General features: G+C 63.9%; 23 protein-coding genes, 1 tRNA gene and 1 pseudogene. 9 read left to right on the forward strand and 16 right to left on the reverse strand.

Going from position 1 to position 23225, the window contains the following annotated elements:
* Nucleotides 1–52: 52 nt before the first annotated feature.
* Nucleotides 53–1408, reverse strand: a complete 1356-nt coding sequence (locus ACH0CP_RS00465) for an AsmA-like C-terminal region-containing protein (RefSeq protein ID WP_294443212.1) — start codon at nt 1406–1408, stop codon at nt 53–55.
* A gap of 153 nt (nt 1409–1561) precedes the next feature.
* Nucleotides 1562–1903 (reverse strand): annotated as a pseudogene (locus ACH0CP_RS00470) (asmA family protein); the annotation flags it as partial.
* Nucleotides 1904–2177: 274 nt separating this feature from the next.
* On the opposite strand from ACH0CP_RS00470, the gene ACH0CP_RS00475 reads away from it, so the two are divergent.
* The 5 genes from ACH0CP_RS00475 (at nt 2178) to ACH0CP_RS00495 (ending at nt 7230) form a co-directional block, all read left to right on the forward strand.
* Nucleotides 2178–3512 (forward strand): diguanylate cyclase, encoded by a 1335-nt coding sequence (locus tag ACH0CP_RS00475; RefSeq protein ID WP_294443186.1) that lies wholly within the window; start codon nt 2178–2180, stop codon nt 3510–3512.
* Nucleotides 3513–3647: 135 nt separating this feature from the next.
* Complete coding sequence (locus tag ACH0CP_RS00480; protein WP_406893852.1) at nt 3648–5168, forward strand: acetyl-CoA hydrolase/transferase family protein; 1521 nt, start codon at nt 3648–3650, stop codon at nt 5166–5168.
* A 119-nt stretch (nt 5169–5287) separates the two neighbouring features.
* Complete coding sequence (locus ACH0CP_RS00485; protein WP_406888927.1) at nt 5288–5926, forward strand: hypothetical protein; 639 nt, start codon at nt 5288–5290, stop codon at nt 5924–5926.
* 203 nt (nt 5927–6129) lie between these two features.
* Entirely contained in the window at nt 6130–6435 is a 306-nt protein-coding gene (locus tag ACH0CP_RS00490) for a hypothetical protein (RefSeq protein ID WP_294443183.1), read from the forward strand.
* A 90-nt stretch (nt 6436–6525) separates the two neighbouring features.
* Nucleotides 6526–7230 carry a hypothetical protein gene (locus ACH0CP_RS00495; protein ID WP_294443182.1) on the forward strand — a complete coding sequence of 235 codons (705 nt, stop codon included), beginning with the start codon at nt 6526–6528 and terminating at the stop codon, nt 7228–7230.
* Nucleotides 7231–7301: 71 nt separating this feature from the next.
* Here the strand turns inward: ACH0CP_RS00495 and ACH0CP_RS00500 are convergent, their stop codons facing one another.
* The gene (locus tag ACH0CP_RS00500; RefSeq protein ID WP_406888926.1) at nt 7302–8639 is read right to left on the reverse strand and encodes a ferric reductase-like transmembrane domain-containing protein; all 1338 of its coding nucleotides are present in this window, start codon (nt 8637–8639) and stop codon (nt 7302–7304) included.
* A 278-nt stretch (nt 8640–8917) separates the two neighbouring features.
* Nucleotides 8918–9109 (reverse strand): hypothetical protein, encoded by a 192-nt coding sequence (locus ACH0CP_RS00505; RefSeq protein WP_294443181.1) that lies wholly within the window; start codon nt 9107–9109, stop codon nt 8918–8920.
* Between the two features lie 111 nt (nt 9110–9220).
* Here ACH0CP_RS00505 and ACH0CP_RS00510 point away from each other — a divergent pair, with 111 nt between their 5' ends.
* Complete coding sequence (locus tag ACH0CP_RS00510; protein WP_406875424.1) at nt 9221–10645, forward strand: HEPN domain-containing protein; 1425 nt, start codon at nt 9221–9223, stop codon at nt 10643–10645.
* 72 nt (nt 10646–10717) lie between these two features.
* Here the strand turns inward: ACH0CP_RS00510 and ACH0CP_RS00515 are convergent, their stop codons facing one another.
* Nucleotides 10718–11923 (reverse strand): phage major capsid protein, encoded by a 1206-nt coding sequence (locus ACH0CP_RS00515; RefSeq protein WP_294443179.1) that lies wholly within the window; start codon nt 11921–11923, stop codon nt 10718–10720.
* Nucleotides 11924–12143: 220 nt separating this feature from the next.
* On the opposite strand from ACH0CP_RS00515, the gene ACH0CP_RS00520 reads away from it, so the two are divergent.
* On the forward strand, nt 12144–12746 hold the full coding sequence (locus ACH0CP_RS00520; RefSeq protein ID WP_406893854.1) for a hypothetical protein: 603 nt from the start codon (nt 12144–12146) through the stop codon (nt 12744–12746).
* Here the strand turns inward: ACH0CP_RS00520 and ACH0CP_RS00525 are convergent.
* The 9 genes from ACH0CP_RS00525 to ACH0CP_RS00565 form a co-directional block, all read right to left on the reverse strand.
* A complete protein-coding gene (locus ACH0CP_RS00525) occupies nt 12721–13008 on the reverse strand; it encodes a hypothetical protein (protein ID WP_294443176.1) in 288 nt (95 codons plus the stop codon). The two genes, ACH0CP_RS00520 and ACH0CP_RS00525, sit on opposite strands and share 26 nt — an antisense overlap.
* Before the next feature lie 129 nt (nt 13009–13137).
* The gene (locus ACH0CP_RS00530; RefSeq protein ID WP_294443175.1) at nt 13138–13338 is read right to left on the reverse strand and encodes a hypothetical protein; all 201 of its coding nucleotides are present in this window, start codon (nt 13336–13338) and stop codon (nt 13138–13140) included.
* Nucleotides 13335–13583 carry a hypothetical protein gene (locus ACH0CP_RS00535; RefSeq protein ID WP_294443174.1) on the reverse strand — a complete coding sequence of 83 codons (249 nt, stop codon included), beginning with the start codon at nt 13581–13583 and terminating at the stop codon, nt 13335–13337. Before ACH0CP_RS00535 ends, ACH0CP_RS00530 begins: the two co-directional genes overlap by 4 nt.
* A gap of 570 nt (nt 13584–14153) precedes the next feature.
* Entirely contained in the window at nt 14154–16490 is a 2337-nt protein-coding gene (locus ACH0CP_RS00540) for a primase-helicase family protein (protein WP_294443173.1), read from the reverse strand.
* Complete coding sequence (locus ACH0CP_RS00545; protein ID WP_294443172.1) at nt 16480–16950, reverse strand: hypothetical protein; 471 nt, start codon at nt 16948–16950, stop codon at nt 16480–16482. The genes ACH0CP_RS00540 and ACH0CP_RS00545 overlap by 11 nt, the downstream gene beginning before the upstream one ends.
* A gap of 308 nt (nt 16951–17258) precedes the next feature.
* Nucleotides 17259–17492 carry an AlpA family transcriptional regulator gene (locus ACH0CP_RS00550; protein WP_294443171.1) on the reverse strand — a complete coding sequence of 78 codons (234 nt, stop codon included), beginning with the start codon at nt 17490–17492 and terminating at the stop codon, nt 17259–17261.
* 75 nt (nt 17493–17567) lie between these two features.
* On the reverse strand, nt 17568–18017 hold the full coding sequence (locus ACH0CP_RS00555; RefSeq protein WP_294443170.1) for a hypothetical protein: 450 nt from the start codon (nt 18015–18017) through the stop codon (nt 17568–17570).
* Nucleotides 18014–19201, reverse strand: a complete 1188-nt coding sequence (locus ACH0CP_RS00560) for a site-specific integrase (RefSeq protein WP_294443169.1) — start codon at nt 19199–19201, stop codon at nt 18014–18016. Before ACH0CP_RS00560 ends, ACH0CP_RS00555 begins: the two co-directional genes overlap by 4 nt.
* A gap of 182 nt (nt 19202–19383) precedes the next feature.
* Nucleotides 19384–19474 (reverse strand) — tRNA-Ser (locus tag ACH0CP_RS00565).
* Between the two features lie 95 nt (nt 19475–19569).
* Between ACH0CP_RS00565 and ACH0CP_RS00570 the strand changes: the two genes are divergently transcribed.
* A complete protein-coding gene (locus ACH0CP_RS00570; RefSeq protein ID WP_406875438.1) occupies nt 19570–20493 on the forward strand; it encodes a peptidylprolyl isomerase in 924 nt (307 codons plus the stop codon).
* Nucleotides 20494–20505: 12 nt separating this feature from the next.
* Here the strand turns inward: ACH0CP_RS00570 and pyrC are convergent, their stop codons facing one another.
* Entirely contained in the window at nt 20506–21543 is a 1038-nt protein-coding gene (gene pyrC / locus ACH0CP_RS00575; protein ID WP_406888923.1) for a dihydroorotase, read from the reverse strand.
* A 48-nt stretch (nt 21544–21591) separates the two neighbouring features.
* Between pyrC and ACH0CP_RS00580 the strand changes: the two genes are divergently transcribed.
* Nucleotides 21592–22317 (forward strand): folate-binding protein YgfZ, encoded by a 726-nt coding sequence (locus ACH0CP_RS00580; protein ID WP_294443166.1) that lies wholly within the window; start codon nt 21592–21594, stop codon nt 22315–22317.
* A gap of 23 nt (nt 22318–22340) precedes the next feature.
* Here the strand turns inward: ACH0CP_RS00580 and ACH0CP_RS00585 are convergent, their stop codons facing one another.
* Nucleotides 22341–23162, reverse strand: a complete 822-nt coding sequence (locus ACH0CP_RS00585) for an LD-carboxypeptidase (protein WP_294443165.1) — start codon at nt 23160–23162, stop codon at nt 22341–22343.
* Nucleotides 23163–23225: the final 63 nt, after the last annotated feature.

The raw sequence follows: 23225 nt of genomic DNA on the forward strand, positions 1-23225 counted from the left end.
CGGGGCAGCGCTACTACCGCATTGCAGCATTCACCATTGGTGCTCAGGTCGATCAGCGGAGCACCCGCGCGGAGAGCCGCTCGCAATCCGCGTCCTGCGCCACCGGCCCTTGTCGGCCTGTAATCGCGCGGCCGAGTGCCTTGAACACGTTGCCGACAGACTTGACCTCGGGCGGAACGACGATGTCAGGCCTGCTGAGCGTGCCCGTCATCGTCGCTGACCCAGGCAGGCGGAGGATGGCGTCGCGTTTCGGCGCGCCGGTCAGGCGGATCGATAATGCTTCCTGCGGGAACGTGAGCGTTCCGGTGCCGTCAAGGCGGCTTTGTGCGGTGTCGGCCACGAATGGGCCCGCGCGGCCGCGCCCGCCGCGAAGCGTGAAGCCCGCGACCACGCAGCGCAGCGCCGCGCGATCATCGCTGCCGGCAAGGATCGCGCGCCCGGCGTCGAAGCCAAGCGCAGCGGCGATCTCGGTTGGCAAGGCACCGTCCCGTGCGACGATCCCGATGCGCCCGTCCGCTTTTCCGACCGCCTCGCGGATTGTGCTGCCGCGGCCGGCGAGCACTGCCCGGCCGTCGACACGGCCGGTCACGGTGCCGCCGCCCCCGCCAAGCGCGGGAATGCTGCTGTCGATGAGCTTCAGATCGAGCCGAACGAGCGGGACGGGCCCATTATCACCTTGGTCGACCACCGCGCGTCCCGTGATGTAGCCGCGGCGCAGGCCAATCCTCAACGGGGCGATCGTCAGCACGCGATGGTCGAGTACCAACGTCCCCGCCATGTTCGTCAACGAGGACGGCCCCTCGCGACTGACGATCCTGTCCACACGAAAGTTTATGCGCCCGTCAGTGCGCCCCACCTTCGCGAGGTTCACCCGGGTGTCCGGGACGATGCGTGGGCCGAGCGCCTGTTCCTTCGCGGCCGCTCGGGCCAGGCCTTCGTCCGACGACAGGTCGGCAAAATCCATCTGACGCGAGCGGACGGTCCCGTCGAGCTTGCTGCGCCCGTCGACCTTGTTGACAGTGAGCGTGCCGCTGATGTCGGATCGCCCGATCCGTCCGTTCAGCCGGTCGATCAGCCAGCGTTGCGGTTCGCGCCGCACGTGCGCCGACAGGGACACCGGCTGGCTCTGAAACAGGCCCGCCTCGATCACCGCATCGATCAAGGCGAGGTCTGCTGCTTCTGCCGTCACATCAAGCGTCATGCGGCTGGTATCCAGCGGAGCGGCCATCACGCCCTTGGCATGCATGCGGAGTTGATCGCCGGCGATCCGCGCGTCGAACGGCCAGCCACCCTGACGATTGCCTGTCACGGCCGGCGCGCGAAGCGTCACGTCCACCTTCGCGCCGCGAACTACGCCTGGCCCGGAAAGACGAAGACCCTGCGTGTCCGAAGTGACCGCTAGGTTCACCTGTCGCTCCCGTTTCGCGTCGCGATATATCAGGCGCGATCGCCGAACGGTCAGGCCCTCGAGCGTGCTCTGCCCGGATTTACCTGTGCGTCTCTCATCACGCCAGTTTTCGCGTCCGTCCTTTGCGCGAACGAGGTGGACCTGCGCTCCATCGACGGTGATCTCGCGCGGGCTCAACTTACCGATCAGAAGGGGGAGCGCCGGGAAGCTGACCTGGATTTGCTCTGCGCGAACCAGATCGTTCCTGCCCGCCCAGCCCGGACCAGGAATGCGCACGTCACGCAGGGCAATCGTCGGGGTGAAACCGAAGCGGTCGACGCGCTCCATCGCGCCGATCCGCACCGGGCGTTCGAACCGCGCGGTCAGGCGCTGTTCGGCGATCCTCTTGAAGATTCCCCACGGGAACGCGGCGAGAAGCAGTGCAAGCGCGGCCAGCGTGATGGCAAAGAACCCGATCGCGAGATGGACGCGACGGTCGAAAAAGTGGCGGCGCATCGCAGCGAGACGCGCCTCATCGTGGTTCGTTCCGGTGGTGAAAGGAAAATGCGGCTCGAGCGGCTTGCCGCGTAAGGGTTGACCCGGTGTTGCGCCAACTCGTACCTCGATCTCGGATAAGCGAGGCGGCGCCGATCAGATCGCGACCGGCTTTGTCCAGGAGAGGCGGCCATGGTTTGGCCGAACTGTCCTTCACTTCACTTTTCCGGAGTAGGGTTCGCTGGCGGACGGGAACGGTTGCCTTTGGACCGCCATGATACCTATGTCGTCTACGATGTCAGTTGAGGATGCCGCCGAGCGCAGGGTTGCGCTTCTGCGCGGGGTGGTTGCCGATCACGGCGGCGCGATGGTCGCCGCCTTTTACGACAAGCTGCTGGAAGATGAGCAGGCGCAGGCATTTCTGAACCATTCGGTCGTGCATAGTCGGCTCAGTGCCTCCTTGCTGGAATGGTTGTCAGCGCTGTTCGATGCCGATGACATTCGCTCGTCCGCCGCATTGCAGGAGCGGCAGAAGGTGATCGGCGAGGTTCATGCGCGGATCAAGATCCCCATTCATCTGGTGATGGAGGGGGCGATGGCGATCAAGGCGGATTGCGCGCGCCTGCTGGCCGCCCGCGCGGCCACCCCGCGCGAGGCGCTGGGGGCGCTTCAACTTGCATATGAACGGATCGACACCTCGATTCTGTTGATGAGCCAGGCCTACGTCAACGACACTGCGGCCCGTGCTCGGCTCGATGAAGCCTATCGCCTGTTTTCGATCGATCAGGACGTGTCGACGGAAAAGGAGGCGCAGAAGGCCAGCCTCATGGAATGGAGCCAGAAAACGCTCTTCACATTGCTGCGCGGCGGCGACGGCGGTTTGGAACGGCTGGCGGAATCGCCGTTTGGCCTGTGGCTTCGGCACCGCGCGAGCTTCATGTTCGACAAGTCCGGCCTGTTTCAGGATCTGATGGCCGAGACGCAGAAGATCGATCGACTGCTGCTCCCCCAATTGGAAGGCGACGCTCGCACCAATCGCCAGGTGGAGACGCTGACCGCGCTTCAGGCCGCCGTCGGCCGGGTATCATTTCTGCTCAACGAGTTGTTTCAAAGCTTGGCCGCCATGGAGAGCGGGCGTGATCCGCTGACCCGTGCGCTCAATCGCCGGTTCCTCCCAGCGATCCTCGGACGGGAGATCGCCTTTTCCAACGAACACGACAGTCCCTTGTGCATTATCCTGCTGGACGTGGATCACTTCAAGCAGATCAACGATCGTTTCGGCCATCAGACGGGCGACATGGTGCTGCGCGAAGTGGCGCAGATCGTGATGGATCAGGTGCGGCCGAGCGACTTCGTCTTCCGCTATGGCGGAGAGGAATTCCTCATCGTGCTGAACGAGACGGGTGTCGAGCAGGCGAGGGCTGTTGCCGAGCGGATACGTTGCGCGCTGCAACAGAGCGCAATCGAGGCGAGCGCCGGCGAAGAATTGCGTGTCACCGCTTCGTTCGGGGTGGCGGCGCACGGCGGACACCCTGATCAGAAGTACCTGATCAAGGTTGCCGATGACGCCCTTTATGCCGCCAAGGCGGAAGGCCGAAACCGGGTCGTCGTGTCGGATAACTGCCACTAGGCACCGCCTGCCGAAGCTGGCAGCCAAGCCACTGAATTCGTTACGATAGCGAACCGATTCGAATTGTTTACGGGGTCTCCCGTTCTTTCGCGTCGCTATCCTCACTGATAAACGAGCGTCTCCAACCTGGAGTGTATGTGCGTGTCTGATCGTATTGCCTGTGTCCCGCTTCGTTCCCGTGTGACGGATGCCGAAACAGCGGCTGCCCTGATCCAGCCGGGTGAGACGGTGGGCGCCAGCGGCTTCACCGGGTCGGGCTATCCCAAGGCGGTGCCCCAGGCGCTTGCCCGCCGGATTGCGGCGGAGCACGAGGCAGGTCGGGATTTCCGCATCAATCTGTGGACGGGCGCATCCACCGGTCCGGAGCTAGATGGTGCGCTGGCCGCCGTCGACGGCATCGCGCAGCGCCTGCCGTACAGTTCGGATCCGGTTGCACGAGAGAAGATCAACCGCGGCGAGATCGATTATCTCGACATGCATCTCAGCCAGGTTGCACCGATGGCTTGGGAAGGCGTGATCGGAACGCTCGACACCGCGGTCGTGGAGGTCACCGGAATTCGGCCGGATGGATCGCTGATTCCCTCGTCCTCCGTTGGCAATAACAAGACGTGGCTCGACCGCGCGAAGCGCGTGATTCTCGAGGTCAACCGCTGGCAGAATGCCGCGCTCGAGGGGATGCACGACATCTACTACGGCACGCGCTTGCCGCCGGATCGCGTGCCCATTCCGCTCGTTCGTCCGGACGATCGCATCGGCACCCCTTATCTCGCCTGTGACCCGGACAAGATCGTCGCGATTGTCGAAACGGACTCGCCGGATCGTAATCTGCCGTTCGCCGCGCCGGACGACACTGCGCTGGCCATCGCTGGCCATATCATCGAGTTCCTGACTCATGAAGTGAGGCGCGGACGGTTGCCCGCATCGCTGCTGCCGATCCAGTCGGGCGTCGGCAACATTGCCAATGCAGTGCTCTCGGGCCTGATCGATGCACCGTTCGAACCGATGACTGCCTATACCGAGGTCATTCAGGACGGGATGCTCGACCTGCTCGATTCCGGAAAGTTGCGCATGGCGTCAGCGACGGCCTTCTCGCTTAGTCCTCAGGCCGCCGAGCGGCTGAATGCGGACATGGCGCATTATGCTGATCGCATGATCCTGCGCCCGCAGGAAATCAGCAATCACCCGGAGCTCGTTCGACGGCTCGGCTGCATCGCCATGAACGGCCTGATTGAGGCTGACATATACGGCAACGTCAACTCGACGCTGGTGATGGGCTCGCGAATCCAGAACGGGATCGGGGGCTCGGGCGATTTCGCGCGCAACGCCTATGTGTCGATCTTCATGACGCCGTCGACCGCCAAGGGCGGCAAGATCTCCGCAATCGTGCCGCAGGTTAGCCACGTCGATCACATCATGCAGGACGTGCAGGTGATCGTCACGGAACAGGGACTTGCCGATCTGCGCGGGCTGAGTCCGCGGCAGCGGGCCGACGTCGTCATCGAACGCTGCGCCCATCCGGATTTCCGGCCCGAGTTGCACCATTATGCGCAGCGTGCGCGTGAAGGCGCCTATGGTCTTCATGCGCCGTCGCTCCTCAGCGAGGCGCTCTCCTGGCATCGCCGTTTCATCGAAACCGGAACGATGCGTTCCGCCTGAGGTTCGTTGCACGCGCCTGGCGGTGGATCGCGGATCTGCTGCCAGGTATCTCAGGTGTCGTCTTCCGAAGCGCGACGCGCCGCCGCATCACCGCCACCCGGCTTTGCAGGAGCTTGAGATTGTCTGACGACGTGCCTTCTCTACGATCCCCATTCGCCGGTCGGTCCGGAATTGTCGGTCGCGCGATGCTCTGCGCTTCGCTGGTCGGCGCTGCACTGTTCGCCGGCATGCCTGCCGCCGCAAAGGAATATGCCACTCGCGACGTCGGCGCATGGAAAGTCGCGCCTAGCACCGACAAGCAAGGCTGCTTCATCACGCGAACCTTTGACGGCGCGCGCAATACCACGCTGCTACTCGGGCTGGACACCGATGGCAGCAACCGCCTGTCGCTCCTCAATCCGAATTGGTCGATCCGCCCCAAGGAGCAGCTGAAGCTGAACTTCCGGCTCTCCAACGCCGCTTTCCCGCGGCATCTGGCGGTGGGCATCGTCGCTGACGGCAAGCGGGGCTTCGTCACCAGCTTTGGCGGATCGTTCCCCAAGGTCTTTGCCGCCTCGGCCTTCCTCCACGTCAGCCGCGGCGACGTGCCGGTCGAGGAACTGCGGTTGGACGGCAGCGGCGCCGCGGTCGCTGAATTGCGCAAATGCGTCGATGCCTATCGCGGTGGCCCGGCTGTGGCTCCACGCGCGCCCGCCAACGACGGCCGCATTCCCGTGGATCCGTTCGCTGCAGATAAGAAGCGCGATTCGCGCAAGTAACGATCCGCCCCATTCTGTTCATCGCCGGTTAAGAGTAATGCGCACTGAAGCAAATGATCTGAGCGTGATCAGTTTAGTGCGATTACCATCAAGCTAAAACGCTCCATTTGGCTCATGATAGCCTCGGTCTGCCGCCGCGTCTATTGCCGCAAGGTAGCGATACGCGCTCCTTCGCGCGGCTACATAACCAAATGGATAGAGCGATGCTTCAAATTACCAAACTCGCCCCCGCAGCTGTGGTTCTGGTCGCCGCCACCGCGCTCGGCGGCTGTGCCACCAAATCCTATGTGCGTGAGCAGATCGCGCCGGTGAGCCAGCGCGTCGACGCGATCGAGACGCAGCTCCAGGCGACTGACGGCACTGCGAAGCAGGCGCTTGCCGAAGCGCAGGCGGCCTCCGGCCAGGCACAGCAGAACGGCCAGCGGCTAGACCAGATCAATGGCCGCGTCGACAGTGTCGAACAGCGCATGCAGGAGCAGGAGCGGCGGGGTAAGCGCCCGCGGCACTGATACAGCACCCACGCGTTTGCGAATTGCAGTCTGACTGAAGGGGGTGGCCGTCCTCAGGGAGGGGGCGGCCACCCTTTCACATGGGTAAAGATGATCAAGTTTCTACCGCTTCTCGCCGCCACCGCACTGATCGCCACTGCGGCCGATGCCGCACCGACCAAGAAGGCCAGTGCCAAATCCAAGAAGGCGTCACGGCCGCCTGCCGCGGCCAGTCGCCCAGTTGAGGTCAATCCCTCGCCGGATGCGCGGGTGGTCGCCGACTGGATATCCGCGTCGGGTGACAATCGCGGCTTGCCTTACGCTGTCCTCGACAAGAAGACGGCTTCGCTGATCCTCTATGACGCAAACGGGAAGCCGCTGGATCAGGTGCCGGTGCTGATCGGCATCGCCGCCGGCGACGATGCAAGCCCCGGGGTGGGCAGCAAGAAGCTAAGCGATCTCGGCCCGGCGGAGAAGACGACGCCCGCCGGCCGCTTCCTCGCGAAGTTCGGCTATGCCGCCGGGCGCCAGCGCGTGCTGTGGGTCGATTATACCAACAGTGTTGCGATACACCCGATCCCCGCAGACGCAGCGAAGAAGGAAAACAGACGCGGTCGCATGCTGTCGGAGACGCCGGATGACAACCGAATTACCTTTGGATGCATCAACGTGCCGCGCGCCTTTTACGGCAAACATGTCCAGCCCGTCTTCCAGAAGAAGGGCGGTTATGTGTACGTTCTACCTGACACGAAGCCCCTCGAAGAGGTTTTCCCGCGCCTACGCGTTCATAGCCTCGCGGTGCAGGCTGCGTCCTGAGCCTGACGGCGCCAGTCTATGCCTTCTTCGGCTGAGAACTGGGTTTGGCCTGACGCTTGTCAAATCGGTCGTCAGCGCAGAGCAAATAGCTCTTGATGAAAACGGCTGGCAGGCAGTCCTCTGGCCAGCATCGCCGCGCGTATCGATTCGCAGAAGTCGGCCGGCCCGCAGAACCATACCTCCGCGCCGCGCCAATCCGGCACCATCTCTTCAAGGTTTTGTACCGTGAGTTGCGGATCGGGCGGCGTAACCAGAAGATGAACGCGCGCTCCAGTTCGCCCCGCGAGCCTCGCCAGCCGCTTGAGCAAGCCTTCGTCTCTGTGGCGGGTTGAGTAGATCAGATCGATTTGCGGCCGTTCCTTCTGCTCCGCATAGCGTTCCAGTCCGGCAACAAAGGGCGCGATCCCGATGCCGCCCGCGATCCACAGCTGGCGGCGACCGCGATCGAAGTCGAAGCTGCCGTACGGCCCTTCGATCGTCACGGTCTGACCGGGGAAGAGCCGCTCGGGAAGCACGCGCGTGTAATCGCCCAGTTCCTTGATGCCAAAATGGAGCCGCCCATCATGGTGCCAGGCAGAAGCGATGGTGAAGGGATGCGGTGGCTCCCCGTCACCAAAATCGATGTAGGCGAACTGGCCGGCACGGTGCCCGGGCCAGGCGGTGGCCAGCGCGATCGTCAGTTCAAGAACGCCGCTGTCGCCATGATAGTTGACGTCCGCGATCGTGCCGGATGCCCGCCGATCCTTTCCGATGCGGCGAAAGAGGGACGCTAGCGCCGCGAGCGACGCTGCCGCCATCAATATGCCGATCACCGGACCAATCGGCGCCTGCCAATAGGCTCGCCCCATGAGGATCACGGCGTGAAAGACGAGCACGATGAAGACGATCGATAGCAGGCGATGCGTGCGGAGAAACAGGCGGTAGGGAAAGCGTTTCCACAGCGCGATGATGACGAGCGCGAGCAGAAAGTAGAGCGCTGGCTCAGCGACGCTAACCGCCGGTTCGCGCAGATTCCGGAAAAGATCGAACCCCGCTGTCGGGTCGATGGCAGGTCGCGGCCCACGGATCCGCGGCGCCAGCCACCCCCAACGGACAAAGCTGCGGGGAAGAATTTCGATCAACCAGTGAACGACGCCCAAGCTGGCGCCGGCAACGCCGAACCATTTGTGGAGCCGGTAGAATTTATCGAGCCCGCCTAGCGTGCTCTCGAACTGGACTGGCCGTGCCGCCAGAATAACCGCGGCCGACATGAAGCCGATCGCAAGGCAGCCAGTGTAATATAGGGCGTAGTTGCGGATCGCCCAGAAGGCGTCAGGGTTGTTGTTAGCCTGAACGCTCAGCGCCCATAGCAGGGTAAGCACGAGGAAGAGCAGAGCGAAGGCAAACGCAAGGCGCGTCCGGTACGGCAATGCGTCTCACCTCCCTGACCCGGACAGCGATGGTCGATCGAAGGAGTGACATGCGCCCATCGCAGGTGCGATCAGCAATTTTACGGAGCCCGCAGTGACGTCATGCTCTCCCCGGTTAATCAGGGCCGCAATCAAACCTACGGGATTCGGGACGGTGTGTGGCGGAGCGGGAGGGAGGCGAACTCTCACGGAAAACGTGGCCTAGATAGCGGAAGTCGGGTGAAGAGGGCGGAATTTCACCCGAGATGACAGCCGCGTGGATCGCCTGTCATTCCCGCTCAATCGTTCCCTTTTTGGGTCTGATGCAGGCACCACCCGCAGAGCTTGGTCTCGAAATACTCCTCGCGTTCCTCGAACTCCGGCAGATTGCCGCAGCGAATGCAAGCATAGCCCTCCGTCACAGCAACGTGCTTCCACCGGGCAGCGCTACTGCCTTGGTCGTCCATCTGCTTGTTCTTTGCGCCGCCCATCACCGACTCTCCTTCTGCATCATTGCGTGAACCGATGATGATGTCGCTTTCGCCGGTTGACCATCCCTCAACGACGATGTCTCGTGCCTTGAATTAGAAGAGGGGTCGATAATGGCAGCGCCACCGGGGATGAACGATCAATTTCGAGAGGATGGATTGTGGTGGCTGCCCGGCGGTGAGGACGATAAGGTGGCCGGTGAGCTAACCTTCAATCAAGAGGACGGGGCGGTACTCAAGCTTCTTGGCTCATTCGAGGGGAAGCCGTTCCGCCCCTTCCAGTCCGATCTGAAAGATCATCCGGTAATCTTGGGCGCGCTCAAGGACGGAAAAGCAGTTACACTTCTTGATTCACTGAACACCGGGAGACATGGCGCATTCTTCGGCGGTTTCGTTCGAGAAACGCACAAGCCTCACCTGACAGCGATAGGCTTGCATTTCGACAGCGAAGAAGAGGCTATTTTCACGAAGGGATATGTGCGGTTCGAGGATATTGAGGCTTGGCTGGGCGACCGCTTTTTCGACCTAGAGTTTCGAGACGATCACACAAGCTTAGACCTACACGTCAACCGCCGACGAGAAGCGCCACTCGGCAGCTTTGAAGAAGGTATTCTCACGTTCGGATCGAGCCTTTACACCGACCAAAGTGAAACCGACTATACGATCACGGCTCATAGTTACGTCAGCATAGAACCCTCTGAAAAGCGGTCGCTTGCATGGTTCTTTTCCGCCGCCAGCAAGATACAGAGCCTTGCGTCACTCTGTACCGGCAGGCACCTTCCTTTGCTCTCGTTGACCTTGGATGGGCCAGAAAAGAGAGTGTCGCCGGACAGGACACATCCAGCCGACGTTCGTGTGTACGCGCAGATGTCTCATTCGGAGTCACAGAAGGCGCGTCGCCATGACGTTCCATTGATTCGCGCCCATAATCTGACTGCGTACAACAGCAATGCATTTAAGGTCTGGTTCTCTTCCTATGATGAGATCGCCTCCGCGTTGCATTTGTTTTTCGCGGTTCAAGGCGCGAAGTGGATGTACATCAACGTGCGGTTCTTATTAGCGATCCAAGCGCTTGAGGTATTCCATCGATTGACGTGCGACGACACAATCATGGACGAAGCTGAGCATCAGGCTCTTCAAATCGCATTGTTGAAGGCCATCCCGCAGGGAACGCCGCCGAGGATGCGGAATAAGCTCGAGGGAACCTTACAGTTCTCCAATGAACCTAGTCTCATGCAACGCCTCAAGTCGATAATGACACAAGTGAGAGCAGAGTTCGGCGAGACGCCCGGGGGTTTCAGCAACTCATACTTGCACGCACTTGTGACTACGCGAAACTATTACACTCACTACTCCCCCGGCCTTGAAGGCAAAACGCTCGAGGGGACTGATATGCATTATGCCACGCGGCGGATTATTCTGCTCCTGACGGTGCTGCTATTGCTTCGACTGGGTATCGGCGCAGAGGGAGTGCGCGGCGCTCTCACGAATCATCGCGAGTTTCGAACGCTCTGGGACAAAGCAGGCGTTCCCAAATAAAGCGACGGGCGGGCAGTCCGCTGATCCCGGACGCCCGCCCATAGCCCTAGCTCACCACGGTAGTGGCCGCGATCAGGCGGCGACGCGCAGCAGCCGGATCGCGAATGGGTCGAGCACACCGCCGCCCACGCGCTTGGTGACGTAGAAGTTCACGTAAGGCTTGTTGGTGTACGGGTCGCGCAGCACGCGGGTGCCGATGCGGTCGTTGATGAGATACCCTGCCCGGAAGTCACCGAAGGCGATTGCGAGGTTGCCAGCCGTCGGCGCGGGCATCCCTTCGTCAATCTCCACCGGACGGCCCAGCAGCGTCGCGGGCTGGCCCACGATGAGGCTCTCGCGCCAGATCGGGCGACCATCGGCGTCCTTGATCTTGGCGATGAACGCCGCCGTCTGGCTGCTCATCAGCCAGGTCGCATTTTGGCGATAGGGAGCACCCAGCCCATAGAGGAAGTCGGTCAGAGCATCGAGGTCGATGTCAGCTTCCACGACTTCCAGCGCGCCGCCGGGGTGGGTGTTCTCGTTCGCGCCGCCGTCCACGTAGGTCAGGAACCCGGCGGGCTTGTTGGAGCCGTCGCCGGAGAGGAAGGCGATGCCCTCCTGACGGTTGAACTCGCGCTCGACGCTCTCCGCCAGCCAGTTCTCGACGTTGAGCGCCGCGTCGTCCAGCAGCCGCTGCGTCGCCGCCGGCATGGCGTAGATTTCGCCCGCCGCGAAGATGATGGGCGCGAGGCTCGTGGCGGTCGTGTTCGGGCGCGCCGCCGTCTCTCCCACCCAGCCCGATCCCCACTGGTCGAGGTTCCAGAGGGTGGAGTACGCGCCCACCGTGGTCGTGCGGACGGTCGCGAGGCGACGCATGGGCGAGGTCGCCCGCTGGCGCTCCTGCAACTTGCGATCCCATTCGACCGGCGCGAGATAGCCGCCGTCCGTGTTCGTGCCGACCGACATGGCGTTCTGCACGATGGCGCGGTCGCCCGTCGCGTTCGCGACCTTGAGCGCATCCTCACCGTCGCCCCGGCGGAAGTAGCTGGCGAAGGCGGTGGTGTAACTCGGGTCCACCGGGAGGGGCGAACCGATCAGGCCGACAGCGCCCGCGCCGCCGTTGATCTGCGCCTGCACGGCTTCCAGCGCCGCTTCGAGGTTGTCGGCCCGTTCGCGCTGCTGCGTGAAGTTGGTGCGGAGCGTTTCGTTCAGTTCGTTGAACATCCGCTCTTCGGTCGAAATGGCCAGAACGCGACCGCCGGAGCGGGCGAGCGCGATGGCAATGCCGTGGGTACGCATGAAGTCCTCCTTGATCGCGGAGGAGGATCGGCGCGCGGCGCTGACCTTTCGCGGTTTTAGGTCAAACGACGCGAAATAAGTCGCGCGGGATTGCGCTGGCGCGCCGTTGCGCCATTCTGCGAGCATGGTTCAAGCGATAGCAACTTGGGGGACATTAGCGGCAACCATCGCCACGGCGCTGGCGACGTTCTTCCTTTGGCGTGTCACGAAGATACTTGCCGTGGAAACCAAGCGCATGGCGGACGCGGCGGCGCAGCCGCAGGTGGTCGCCAATATCGTGCCTAACCCTTGGTCCACGATCCACCTGGACCTGAATGTGGAGAACACCGGCAACGCAACCGCGTTCGATATTGAGATCACCTTCGATCCGCCGTTGGAGAACGGCGAAGCCCGATCCGACGAAATGCCGATCCCGTTTCAGAAGATCAGCATTCTCAAACCGGGGCAGGAATTGAAGAGCTACCTCAGTGGCGTTGGTGATTATCTCGATAAGACGTTCACCGTGACGATCAGTTGGAAGATACATCCCGCAGGCGAGCGGGAGGCGCTTTCCTATTTGCTCAACATGGGGGACTACAAGGGAGTGAGCTTCCTCGGCGCGCGTGACCCGATAGTTCAGGTGGCGGATCAGTTGAAGAAGCTGCGTGAAGATTGGAGCAAAGTCGCCAGCGGCACCCGACGCATCCGCGCTGAGACGTATGATGCCGACGACCGCCAGCGCGAGACGGACGCGATCAATGAGCGCTACCGTCGCGTCATGAAGGAAGATGGCGTTGATGAACCATCCGGCGATCAGGTTACGCCGGACCGCGAAGGTGCTTGAGGTAGCGCAGCGCCAACCTGCTCTCCACCGCCGCGAAGGCGGCGCTGACCTCTGCCTGCTCATCGACCGGGGACAACGGGCACCCGTTACGGTTGCGAAGCTGCTCCACCCGCGCTTCCACGTACAAGGCGAGCGTATCAACGTCCGGGTCGGTCGCGAGCATGGTTGCGGGGGTGGGGAAAGCCCGTCGCAGCTTCTCGCTCACCGCCGCCATCATCGGATCGCTACCCTCCGCCACGAGTTCGCGCAGATGATCGACCACCCGCGCCGCGAGCGCGCGCGATCGGCGCGCGTGGGGTGTCCGGCTTCGCCAAGGATCGGGCGAACTCACGCACTAGGCGGCGCTCCGCCGCCGGTCGCGCGGGCCTGCCGGGGGAGAGGGTGAACGCGCTCATGCTCGCGTCACCGCGATGACGTTGAGGGTCTTGAGCACCTTCGTGACCCGGCGGGCTTCGCCTCGGCTGTACCCGGCGTCCTGTATGGCGCGGTCCAGTTCGCGCGGCCCGAGCGGGGTGCTGATCTGGTCGAGCAACTCTAGCACCGGCGCGCGAACGTGCGGGGGGAGGTTACGGAGCTTTTCGAGCGGACTCATTGTAGGGTTTCCACATTGAGAGGCAGACCTTCCTCCATCACGTCCAGCGCGCGCCGGAGCCACGCGATGGCGGAGGCGGGATCGCCCGTATGATGCTGCGCCAGATCGGCGGCGCTGTACGCGGCGGCGATGGCGATGTCCTCGGCACGAATGCCGAGTGCGACGTACTGACGTGCCGCCTTTCGGTTCATGTCGCGGCAAAACTCGATCACCTGCATGGAGCAGGCTTCGTCGGTGCTGGTCATGTCAGCCTCCCTCGCGCGGGCGCGCGCGGCGCATCCAGGTCGCGAAAATGGTGTTTGCATTCGTTTTCGTGGCCACCGCCGGTCTGGGCGTTGTGGCTGCGAGAACTTTTCGACCCCCCGGCCCCGTCCTCATGGCCGTCCTTGGCCAGCGGTGGGTGAGGAGTGGCTTTGGCGGCGAGCCGGTAGCGATACGCTGCGGCGTCCCAAACCAAGCCAGGATCACACGCCGCCGCCTGCCGGTCGGCTCGATCAAGGCTCAGCGCCGGTCGAGAGGTCGCGAGGTAGCGCAGATGGTCGCGGCTCTTCGGCTTCCCGTTGGCCGCGAGGGAGGGAGCGACCAGCTCACCATTGCGAGGATCGCGAACCGGCGACTTGCCCTTGAGCGCGCGTGGGGAGCGAACGTCCGCACCGTCGAAAAGGGGACGGGGGACGGGCGAAGTCCCAATTTCCTCTTTCCCCCTTTTTAATACGAAGCTCTCTTCTTCCGGCCGGTTACAAAAACCAGTCGAAGAGGAAAATTGGCTTTCGCCCGTCCCCCGTCCCCCTCCTTCGGACGGGCTTCGTGGGTTTTCACATCGGGGCATCGGCGTTCACTCCTTCAATAGTCGTGAGGCGGCTCTTGATTTCAGGCCAGCCAGCCCCCTCTTCAGGTCGGAAGTTCATGACGACCGCCTCGCGGGTCGCGCCGAACTTGGGGCGCATCTTGTCCGCCCAAACGGTGATCCCATCGACCGCCTTCATCGCGGCAAGGATGGTGGCGGGCTTCTCTAAGCGCCGCTCCCCAAGGTCCGGCTCACCGCCTCTGACGAAACCCCGGTGCACCGCGATCCACCGGCGAATATCGCTGATCCGCAGGATCACCGGCTCAGGCCAGTCGCGTAGATGCTCCGCAAGGGAGTTGGCGAGGTTCTGCCCCTCCGACCGCGAACCCTCCACGATGAGTTCCTTGCGCGCGGACCCCGGCGCGCGGTCGCCGGTCTGCACATGGTTGCCGTCGCGCACGTAATCGCGCGCCCACTGGAGAATGATGCCCGTGCCGTCGCCGCGCAGCCAACGGTACAAGTCGTTCCACCATTCTCGCGGCTTCACGTTCTCCGCGACGGTCGGCACGAACCAGCGTCGATCCTCCTTGTCGAGATGAAGGGCGGCGAGCGAATTGGAACAGGCTATCACGGTCGCCCAGTTCGCCAGCTTGTACGGCTTCACCCGCTTCTCGTTGATCGTGCAAATGTCGTCGGTCACGACCGACTTCATCTTGTCGTAGGCGGCGCGGCTCGTGCCGGAGTATATTTCCGCGACGAACACCAATCGCTTGCGCGCAAGCCAATCATTGAACTGGCTTTCGACCACCGCCTGTTCGGAGGGAAAGCTGACGTTGTCCGCGCCCAACAGGGGCGTCAGCACGTGCGAGAGCGTATTCTTGCCGACGCCTTGCGTGGTCGAGATGAGCAGCAGCCCGTACCGCATTCTGATCTGCGGCATCGCGATCAGCGTGGCGAGCCACTTCTTGACCTCCTCCCGCTCGGCTTCGTCCGGGAACAGATGCGCGAGGAACGCGAGCCACCGACCGGGATCACCCTTAATCGGCTTCACGCGCGTCGGCTGGAACACGTTCCAGTCGCGCCGCCCGTCCACGATCAGCGGACCCGGCGCGTGGGCGCAATCGTACTGGAGTCGTTCGTGCTGGCAGGTGATCTGCTCCAACACCTTCGCCGCCGTTCGCATCGGCGCGTGCGAGAACGGCGCGGTGAGCGCGTTGAACTCTTCGGCTGAGTAGGCGCGGCTAGGCCGGTTGCGGAAGATGAAGGTGGGCGGGATAACGGTGAAAGCCACCCGCTCCGCGAAGGAGCGCGTGATATGCGACGGAGGGCGGCCGCGCTGCCCGTCCGGCACCTCACCTTCCTCGGTCGCCTGCATCGCGGAGCGCAGACAATCGTCCATCGTCGGGCCGATGTACGCGCCGCCTTCCTCGAACAGAGTGGCGGGCCAATCGTCGCCGCAGTCGAAGCCCTCTTTGAACCGCTGATCGAACGTCACGGTGGAAACGTCGCCGGGGAAGTGTCGCGCGATCCGGTGTGCCGCGACGATGCCGTTCTGGTCGTTGTCCGCGACGATGACGACGCGCTTCCAGTTCTTGGCCGCGAGTGCCGCCCAATCGGAGCGTCCGACCGCGAACACGCCGCCTACCCAACCGACATGGTGTCCCCAGCGCATTTCCTCGCGCCAAGGGAAGTCCGCCTTGTCTTCGCCCGCGAGGATGCGCTTCACCCGCGCCGCCGCTCCCGCGCCTTCGTGCAGGAAGAGGGTGCTATGCTCCTGCCAGCCGGGAAGGCCGAAGAACGGGAGCGTGTCCGGCTCCATCTGTCGCCAGCACCCGTCCGACCAGTAGGTGTAAGTCAGGAAGCCCTTGCCCCCGTCGCGGTTGTCGTACCGCTTCTGAAGCATCGTGATCTGACCGTCGAAGTCATGGAACACGAAGACGTTCGGATCGGAGGCAACCACGTCCGGCGGGAGCGCGGCCAGCGCCGCGAGCTTGGACGTTTTGGGGAACTGCGCCCGCTCGAAGTCGCGCTTGATCGCCGCTGCTTCTTCTTCGGTCGGAGGTTCCACATTGCCCCGCGACGTGACGCAGCCGTCCGGCGCAAAGGTGATCGTGCCGACCGAGCGGGGATAGCCGCTGGCGACTTCCTCCACCTTGGCGAGCTTGAAGTTGATCGCCCGCGCGCCGACGCGGCGGAGGTAAGCCGCCACCGAACGAATATCGTCCAGGCTGGCGATCAGGCCGATGCGCGGTAGCTGTTCCGTCTGACGCGGAGCGGAGGCAGTTTGATTCTGCGTCGGCCCCGACGTGGCGCCCGCCTTGGTCCCCTCCGAGGCGGGCGCATTCGTTTCCGCCTCACTCGGCATCTTCGCCCCCGATCCGCCGCCCGTAGGTGGCGAACACGTGGTTCACGCCGTCCCACATCCCGGCGATGTCGAGGGTGACGCGCAAAGCGGACGGACCTGCCGCGCGGCTGGCGTCGCTGCGCTCGAAGGAGAGGTCATCGCGCTCCACGGCGTAGAAGGCGTTGTAGCCGTTCTCGTGGCACTCGATCACCACGGCCCCCGAGTCCGGGTGAAGGAACAGTTCCTCCGTGATGCGCGTCACGAGCTTGCCCGCCGCCGGGATCGACAAGCCCAGTCGCATGAGCTTCGTATGGAGCGCCAGCGCGAGGTACTGATGCCGATTGTAGGGGCGCATCTTGCCGACGCCCACGATGGCGGGCAGGAAAGTGGCGCAGTTCGGGTCGGCCTGAACCTGATAGATGTTCGCGCCGCAGCGGCTATGCTCCGCCGCCTCTTTGGAGTTGATATGTAGTTCTTGCATCCCGGTATCCTTTCGGGATTTCCTAAAGACTGCGGCTAGTTCAAAGCCGACAACTATTCTTCGGAAGGCTTCCGCGTTGACCAAGTCTGACCAGATCGGAAGGTTGTCGTGTCCAAGAAGCCAAGCCGGAACTCGCACCATAGTTCGCGAGCGTAGGACCACGCGCAGTCTTTGAAGGAGAAGTCGCGCCGGTGATCGCCGGTTGGCAAAGGCGGGTCGATCTTGACCGCTACCATGCCAGCTTCGGCGCTCATCACGACGCGCGGGCCGGACGGCTCCTCGCCGTACTCGTCATCCCGCTCCACGGTTCAAGCCGCGTCGCGAGCGGCCTTCCGCTCCTCGATCCACTGCTCGATCTCGCTGACGAGCCAGCCGCGCGCCTTGGTCGAGAGGGGGACGGGCTTGGGAAAGGTGCCCGCGCGCATCGCGTCCTCGCGAGCTTTCCGCGAGAGGCTGGTCACGGCCTGAAGCTCGCGCTCGCGGTAGATGAGCGGCTTGGGAAGGGCGCGGCGCGGAGAGGCGGCGCTGGTTGGGACGGTCACGGTGGTCTCCTGAGTGTTGTTCGAGGCGCTCAGGAATCACGAGAGAAGCGGATAAGATCGCCGCCGGTATATCGGCTATTTTTGGGCGGTGATCCGGTCCATGCGCCGCGCCGTTGGACGCCTCATCTGGTCGTCAAGCGCCTGCCGGTTCACGCCGTGCCGGGCGGCGGCGATTTGATGGGGATGCAACGGCGGGCGGGGGCGCGGGGTCGCCGGGTTCAGCGACCGCCATAGGCTCTTGAGCCGATCAGCATCGCGCGCGGCGCGCCACAGCGGTTCATCGGCGCGCTCTTCCGATGCGCGGTTGGGCCTGCCGCGCCGCCCCCTACGCTCACGCGCCGCGTCGATCTGACTGAACTCCTCCCACGTCATGCCGGGGAAAGCCTGCCGCGCGTGCTGGTATCGTGAGAAAAGGTCGATGAAGAGGTCAGCGTTCGGCTGTTCGAAAGCCAGCGCCTCCATGTCAGCCTCGTCGCACCGTTCTAGGTGCTGGAGAGCGAGCGCGCGGAACTCGTCGGCGGTCACTGCTCCGCGCTCCGGCAATAGGCCGCCCAACGCTCCATCAGCGCGCGGCGCGTATTGAAGTAATCGCCGCGCTGGTATGCGCCTTCCACGCCGCCCACGGTATGCGCCAGCGCCGCTTCCGCAATCTCACGCGGCACGTCCAAGCATTCCTCCGCCACCCAGGTGCGGAACGTGGATCGGAAACCGTGAATCGTCACCCCGTCCTTGCGGTCCATTCGTTTCAACACGGCGGTCATCGCCATATCGGACAGCGGCTCACCCGGCTTACTGGCGCTGATGAAGATGTAATCGCCGTCGCGGTCGCGAGGCATGGCCTTCAACACGACGATAGCGTCCGGGGAGAGAGGGACGCGGTGAGCGCGCCCAGCCTTCATGTTTTCCTCGGGCGCGTTCCAGACGGCTTCCTTGAAGTCGATCTGATCCCACGTCGCCAACCGCACTTCCTTCGCTCGTGCGGCGGTCAGGATGAGGAAGTCCAGCGCGGCGGCGGCGACACCGACCCGCCCGCGAAGCTCGGGCACGAACTCCGGCATCTGTTGATAGGGCATCGAATCATGGCCCTTCACGATGTGGACGCGCTTCGCCTTCGGTAGCAGCTTGTCCAGCTTGCCGCCGGTGCGCGTGAGGTCCACGTCAGGGCGGAGGTCGAGGGCGGCGGCGTAGGCGAGGACGGCTCCGATCCGCCATCTGATCTTCTTCGCGGTCGGATGCTTTGTGAGCCAGATCGGACTGAGGACGGCGTGAACGTCCTTCACGTCGATGTCCTTCACGTCCTTCTCGCCAAGGACCGCATATGCGTGGTCGCGGAGGCTGTTGCGCCACAGGCTCTCCGCCTTGTCGGGATCGCGCCAGCTATCCTTGTGCTCGGACAGATAGCGTTCGTTCAACTGCGCGAAGGTGCGGCCCTCTTCTTTCTTCCTCACAGCGCCGCGAGCGACTGGCGGTTCGATGCCCTGCCGGAGCAGCGCCCGGTACTCCGCCGCCTTCTCGCGTGCTTCGTCCAAGCTGACATGGCGATAGGAACCCAGCCCGCGCATTCGGTCGCTACCCATCCGGCGATAGATGAAAAGCCAGCTTTTAGAGCCGTTCGGCCCCACCTGAAGGTAGAGGTTGCGCCCGTCGCTATATTTCCCCGGCTCCTTGAGCCGGTCGATCATCTTCACGTTGAGCTGGGTGGACTTCACCGTCGCCTCCGGGTGCTGTTTTTCTTCACCCGACTATCCCCTGAGTTGGTAAAAAAGGGAACAGAAAACGCAACGGAGCGGATAAGCCCCACCAGATCGCGCGAAAATGGCAGATTTCTGCGGTTCTGACGCAGGCGAAAGAGCGCGTAAAGACGCGCTAAATCGGTGTATAAAATGGTAAGTGGCGGAGCGGGAGGGATTCGAACCCTCGATACGGTTTTGCCGTATACTCACTTTCCAGGCGAGCGCCTTCGACCACTCGGCCACCGCTCCGCATACCCTGGGGTGGAGCGCCCCTAGGCGGCTTGGCGGCTTCGCGCAAGCGCCGAGGCATTGCGTATCGGCTCGACGGCGCGCACCAAGGAGCCATGATCGCAACGCTGCTCTCCATTCTCGCCCAAGCTGCAGCCGCCCAGGCTAGTGGGCGCGCCGCGCCCGACCCGGTTTCACCGGCTGAGGTTGCAGCCAGTGCGTCCGCCAGCGAGTGGGTGACCATCCCGGCGGAGGAACTGCTGGTGATGCGGCTGCCGGCGGCCCGAGGTGGTGAACCGCGACAAGTAGTGATCCAGTTGATCCCGGCGCCTTTCGCGCGGCCGTGGGTGGCCAATATTCGTTCGCTCGCCGGCGCCCGGTGGTGGGACGGCACCAGCGTCAACCGCGTTCAGGATAATTACGTGGTGCAATGGGGCGATGCGAGCGAGAAGAAGCCGCTTCCGGCGATCCTCTCCGTCGCCGCAGAGAAAGACTATTCTGTTGGCGCATCAGTGTTTTCTGCTGCGGAACTGGCTCCCGGTCCCGCCGACGTTTATGCCGCCGCCACGATGTTTTACCGCGGTTGGCCCGTTGCTGCCGATGCGCCCGGCACCGTATCGCGCCAAGTGTGGCCTGTTCATTGCTACGGCACGGTCGGGGTTGGACGTGACGTGTCGCCGAACACAGGGACGGGGGCGGAGCTTTATGCGGTGATTGGGCATGCGCCGCGGCATCTGGATCGGAATATCGCGGTTGTGGGGCGGGTGGTGGAGGGCATGGAGCATCTGTCCAGCCTGCCGCGGGGGACGCTTGGGCTGGGGTTCTATGAGCGCGCCGAGCAACGGGTGCCGGTGACCAGCCTGCGCCTCGCAAGCGACCTACCTAAAGGCGAACGGCCGCGTTTTCAGTATCTTGCGACCAACGGGCCGACCTGGGCGCGCTACGCCGCGGCGCGTGCCAACCGGCACGATTCCTTCTTCATCCGGCCCGCGGGGGCGGCGGATATCTGCAACATTCCGGTGCCGATCCGCCGCCAATAGGCGCGCGAGCGATCAGTTGACGAGGCGCCAACCCAGGGTCTCGCCGGCATGAAAAGGTACAAGCGCGGTATCGCCTTGTCCAATAATGGTCGGCACTGGCGTCTCACCGCGCACCAGTGTGATCGTACCGGCGTTCAATGGAAGGCCATAGAAGCGAGCGCCGTTTTCGCTGACAAAGGCTTCGAACTTGTCGAGCGCGCCTTCCTGGTCGAACACCCGAAGATAGGCTTCGAGCGCAAAGGGGGCGTTGAAGATGCCGGCGCAGCCGCAGCCCGATTCCTTGGCACCGACGACATGCGGCGCGCTATCCGTGCCGAGGAAGAACTTGGGCGACCCCGAGACGGCGGCGGCACGGACGGCGAGACGGTGCTTCTCGCGCTTCACGACCGGCAGGCAGTACGCGTGCGGGCGAAGGCCGCCATCGAACAGCGCGTTACGGTTGATGATGAGATGCTGCGGCGTGATCGTTGCCGCGAGCGTGGCAGGGCCTTCCGAAACGAAGGCGGCGGCTTCTGCCGTGGTGATGTGTTCGAGCACGATCTTGAGCGCGGGGAATTCGCGCACCAGCCGCGACAGGATACGATCGACGAACACCGCCTCCCGATCGAAGATGTCGATGTCACGATCGGTGACCTCGCCGTGGATGAGGAGCGGCATGCCGATCGCCTGCATCCGTTCGAGCACCGGGGCGAGGCGAAAGATATCGGTGACGCCATGCGCCGAGTTTGTCGTCGCATGAGCGGGATAGAGCTTGCACGCGGTGAAGACGCCCGCGGCGTGCGCGTCCGCGATGGCGGCCGCATCCGCCGCGTCAGTGAGATAGCAGGTCATCAGCGGGGCGAAATCCGCGTCTGCCGGGAGTGCGGCCATGATCCGTTCACGATAGGCGACGGCGGCGGCGGCGTCCGTCACCGGCGGCGTCAGGTTCGGCATCACGATCGCGCGGGCGAACTGGCGCGCGGTATGCGCGGCCACCGCCTGCAGCATCGCCCCGTCACGCAGATGGACGTGCCAGTCATCGGGGCGGCGGATGGTGATGCGGTCAGTCATGACGATTCCGGAGCTTGGAAAGGGGCGCCGACGCCCTAGCTTGTCCCCATGACCGATGCCACCATGCTTGCTGCCACCACACTGACCGATCGCGCCATCATCCGCCTTTCGGGGGAGGACGTTCGCGGTTTCCTGCAAGGGCTGGTGACCAATGACGTGGCGGGCCCGCTGCCGGTGTGGGCCGGGCTGCTGACGCCGCAGGGCAAGGCATTGTTCGACTTCATCGTCTGGGAGGACGGCGAGGACCTGCTGATCGATTGCGAGGCGAGCCACGCGGAAGCGCTGGCGAAGCGGCTGACCATGTATCGCCTGCGCCGCCCGATCACGATCGCACGCGATGATTCGCTGGCGGTGCACTGGTCGCGTGAGGGCGACGCGGGCGTGCCGGATCCGCGGCTGGCGGCGCTGGGGCGGCGCTGGATCGGCGAACCCGGCGGGCCGGCGGCCGAAGGCTGGGTGGCGCATCGTTTGTCGCTGGGCGTGACCGAGGGCGTGGGCGAACTGGGATCGGGCGAGACGCTGTGGCTGGAGTGCAATGCCGGGGAGCTTGGCGGCGTGAGCTTCACCAAGGGCTGCTATGTCGGCCAGGAGAATACCGCGCGGATGAACTATCGCGCCAAGGTGAACCGCCGGCTGGTGGTGGCTCCGCTGGGCGAGCCGGGTGACCGGACGCGCGCCGTCTATCCCGAACTGGGCCTGATGGTGGAACATCGCCGCGTCGAAGCGTTGGGCGATGCGCTGATGCCGGACTGGTTGCGCGCAGCGCTGGGCTGAAAGGGCGCGCTGGCGCGCCCGCTTCAGGCCATGCCGAAGGGCACGACCCGGTTCGTCTGGGTATGGCCGATCAGCGCGGTGCCGAGATACGGCACGCCCATGTCGCGGCACCAGCGCTGGATCATGACGTCCAGCGTCTCGCCCCAGCGCGGTGTGTTTTCCTTGATGTCGGTCACCGCACCAAGCCGCACGCCGGCAATGCCGCGGAGCTGCGCGGCATTGGCCATGGTGAAGAGCAGCCGATCGACATTGTAGAGCGGTTCCGACACTTCCTCGATCAGCAGTTCGTGATCAGCGAGATCGGGCAGCCAGGGCGTACCGATCAGCGAGCCGAGGATCGCGAGGTTGAAGGCCGCGGCGGGGCGCTGGCCAAGGCCGGGCTCCAGCCCGTGGCGCTCACCGCGGGCGATCCAGCCGAGCGAGCGGGCGACGGTTTCGTCGCCGCCCCCTGAGCGACGCATGACGTCGATCGGCATCGGGCCATGCGCGACCTGGCCGATGCGCCGGGCGTACAGCGCGCCGAGCAGGAACCCCATGTCGGAATAGCCGACATATTTCTTCGAGCGGGCGGCGGCGTTCAGCTGCGGCATGACGGTGGCGAGGATCCGGTTCGAGCCATAACCGCCACGCGCAAACCAGATCGCCGAGAAGCCGGGATCATTGGCGAATTCGAGGAAGGCGGCGGCGCGGCGCGCATCGGACCCGGCAAAATGCCCGTCATTCTCGAAGCATTGCGGGTGGAAGACGAGATCCACCTCCGGATAGGCGAGCGCCGCGTAAGCGGTGAGCGGCGCGACCATATCGGGGTTGGCGGTATTCGCCGGGGCGACGATGCCGATCTTCATATCGCCCGCTTCTTCATCTGATTGGCCGCCTTCGCCTTGCCCCGTGCCCATCGCGGCGATAGC

Origin of the sequence: Sphingomonas sp. 179-I 2A4 NHS (assembly GCF_045369135.1) — a bacterium.
Lineage (GTDB): Bacteria > Pseudomonadota > Alphaproteobacteria > Sphingomonadales > Sphingomonadaceae > Sphingomonas.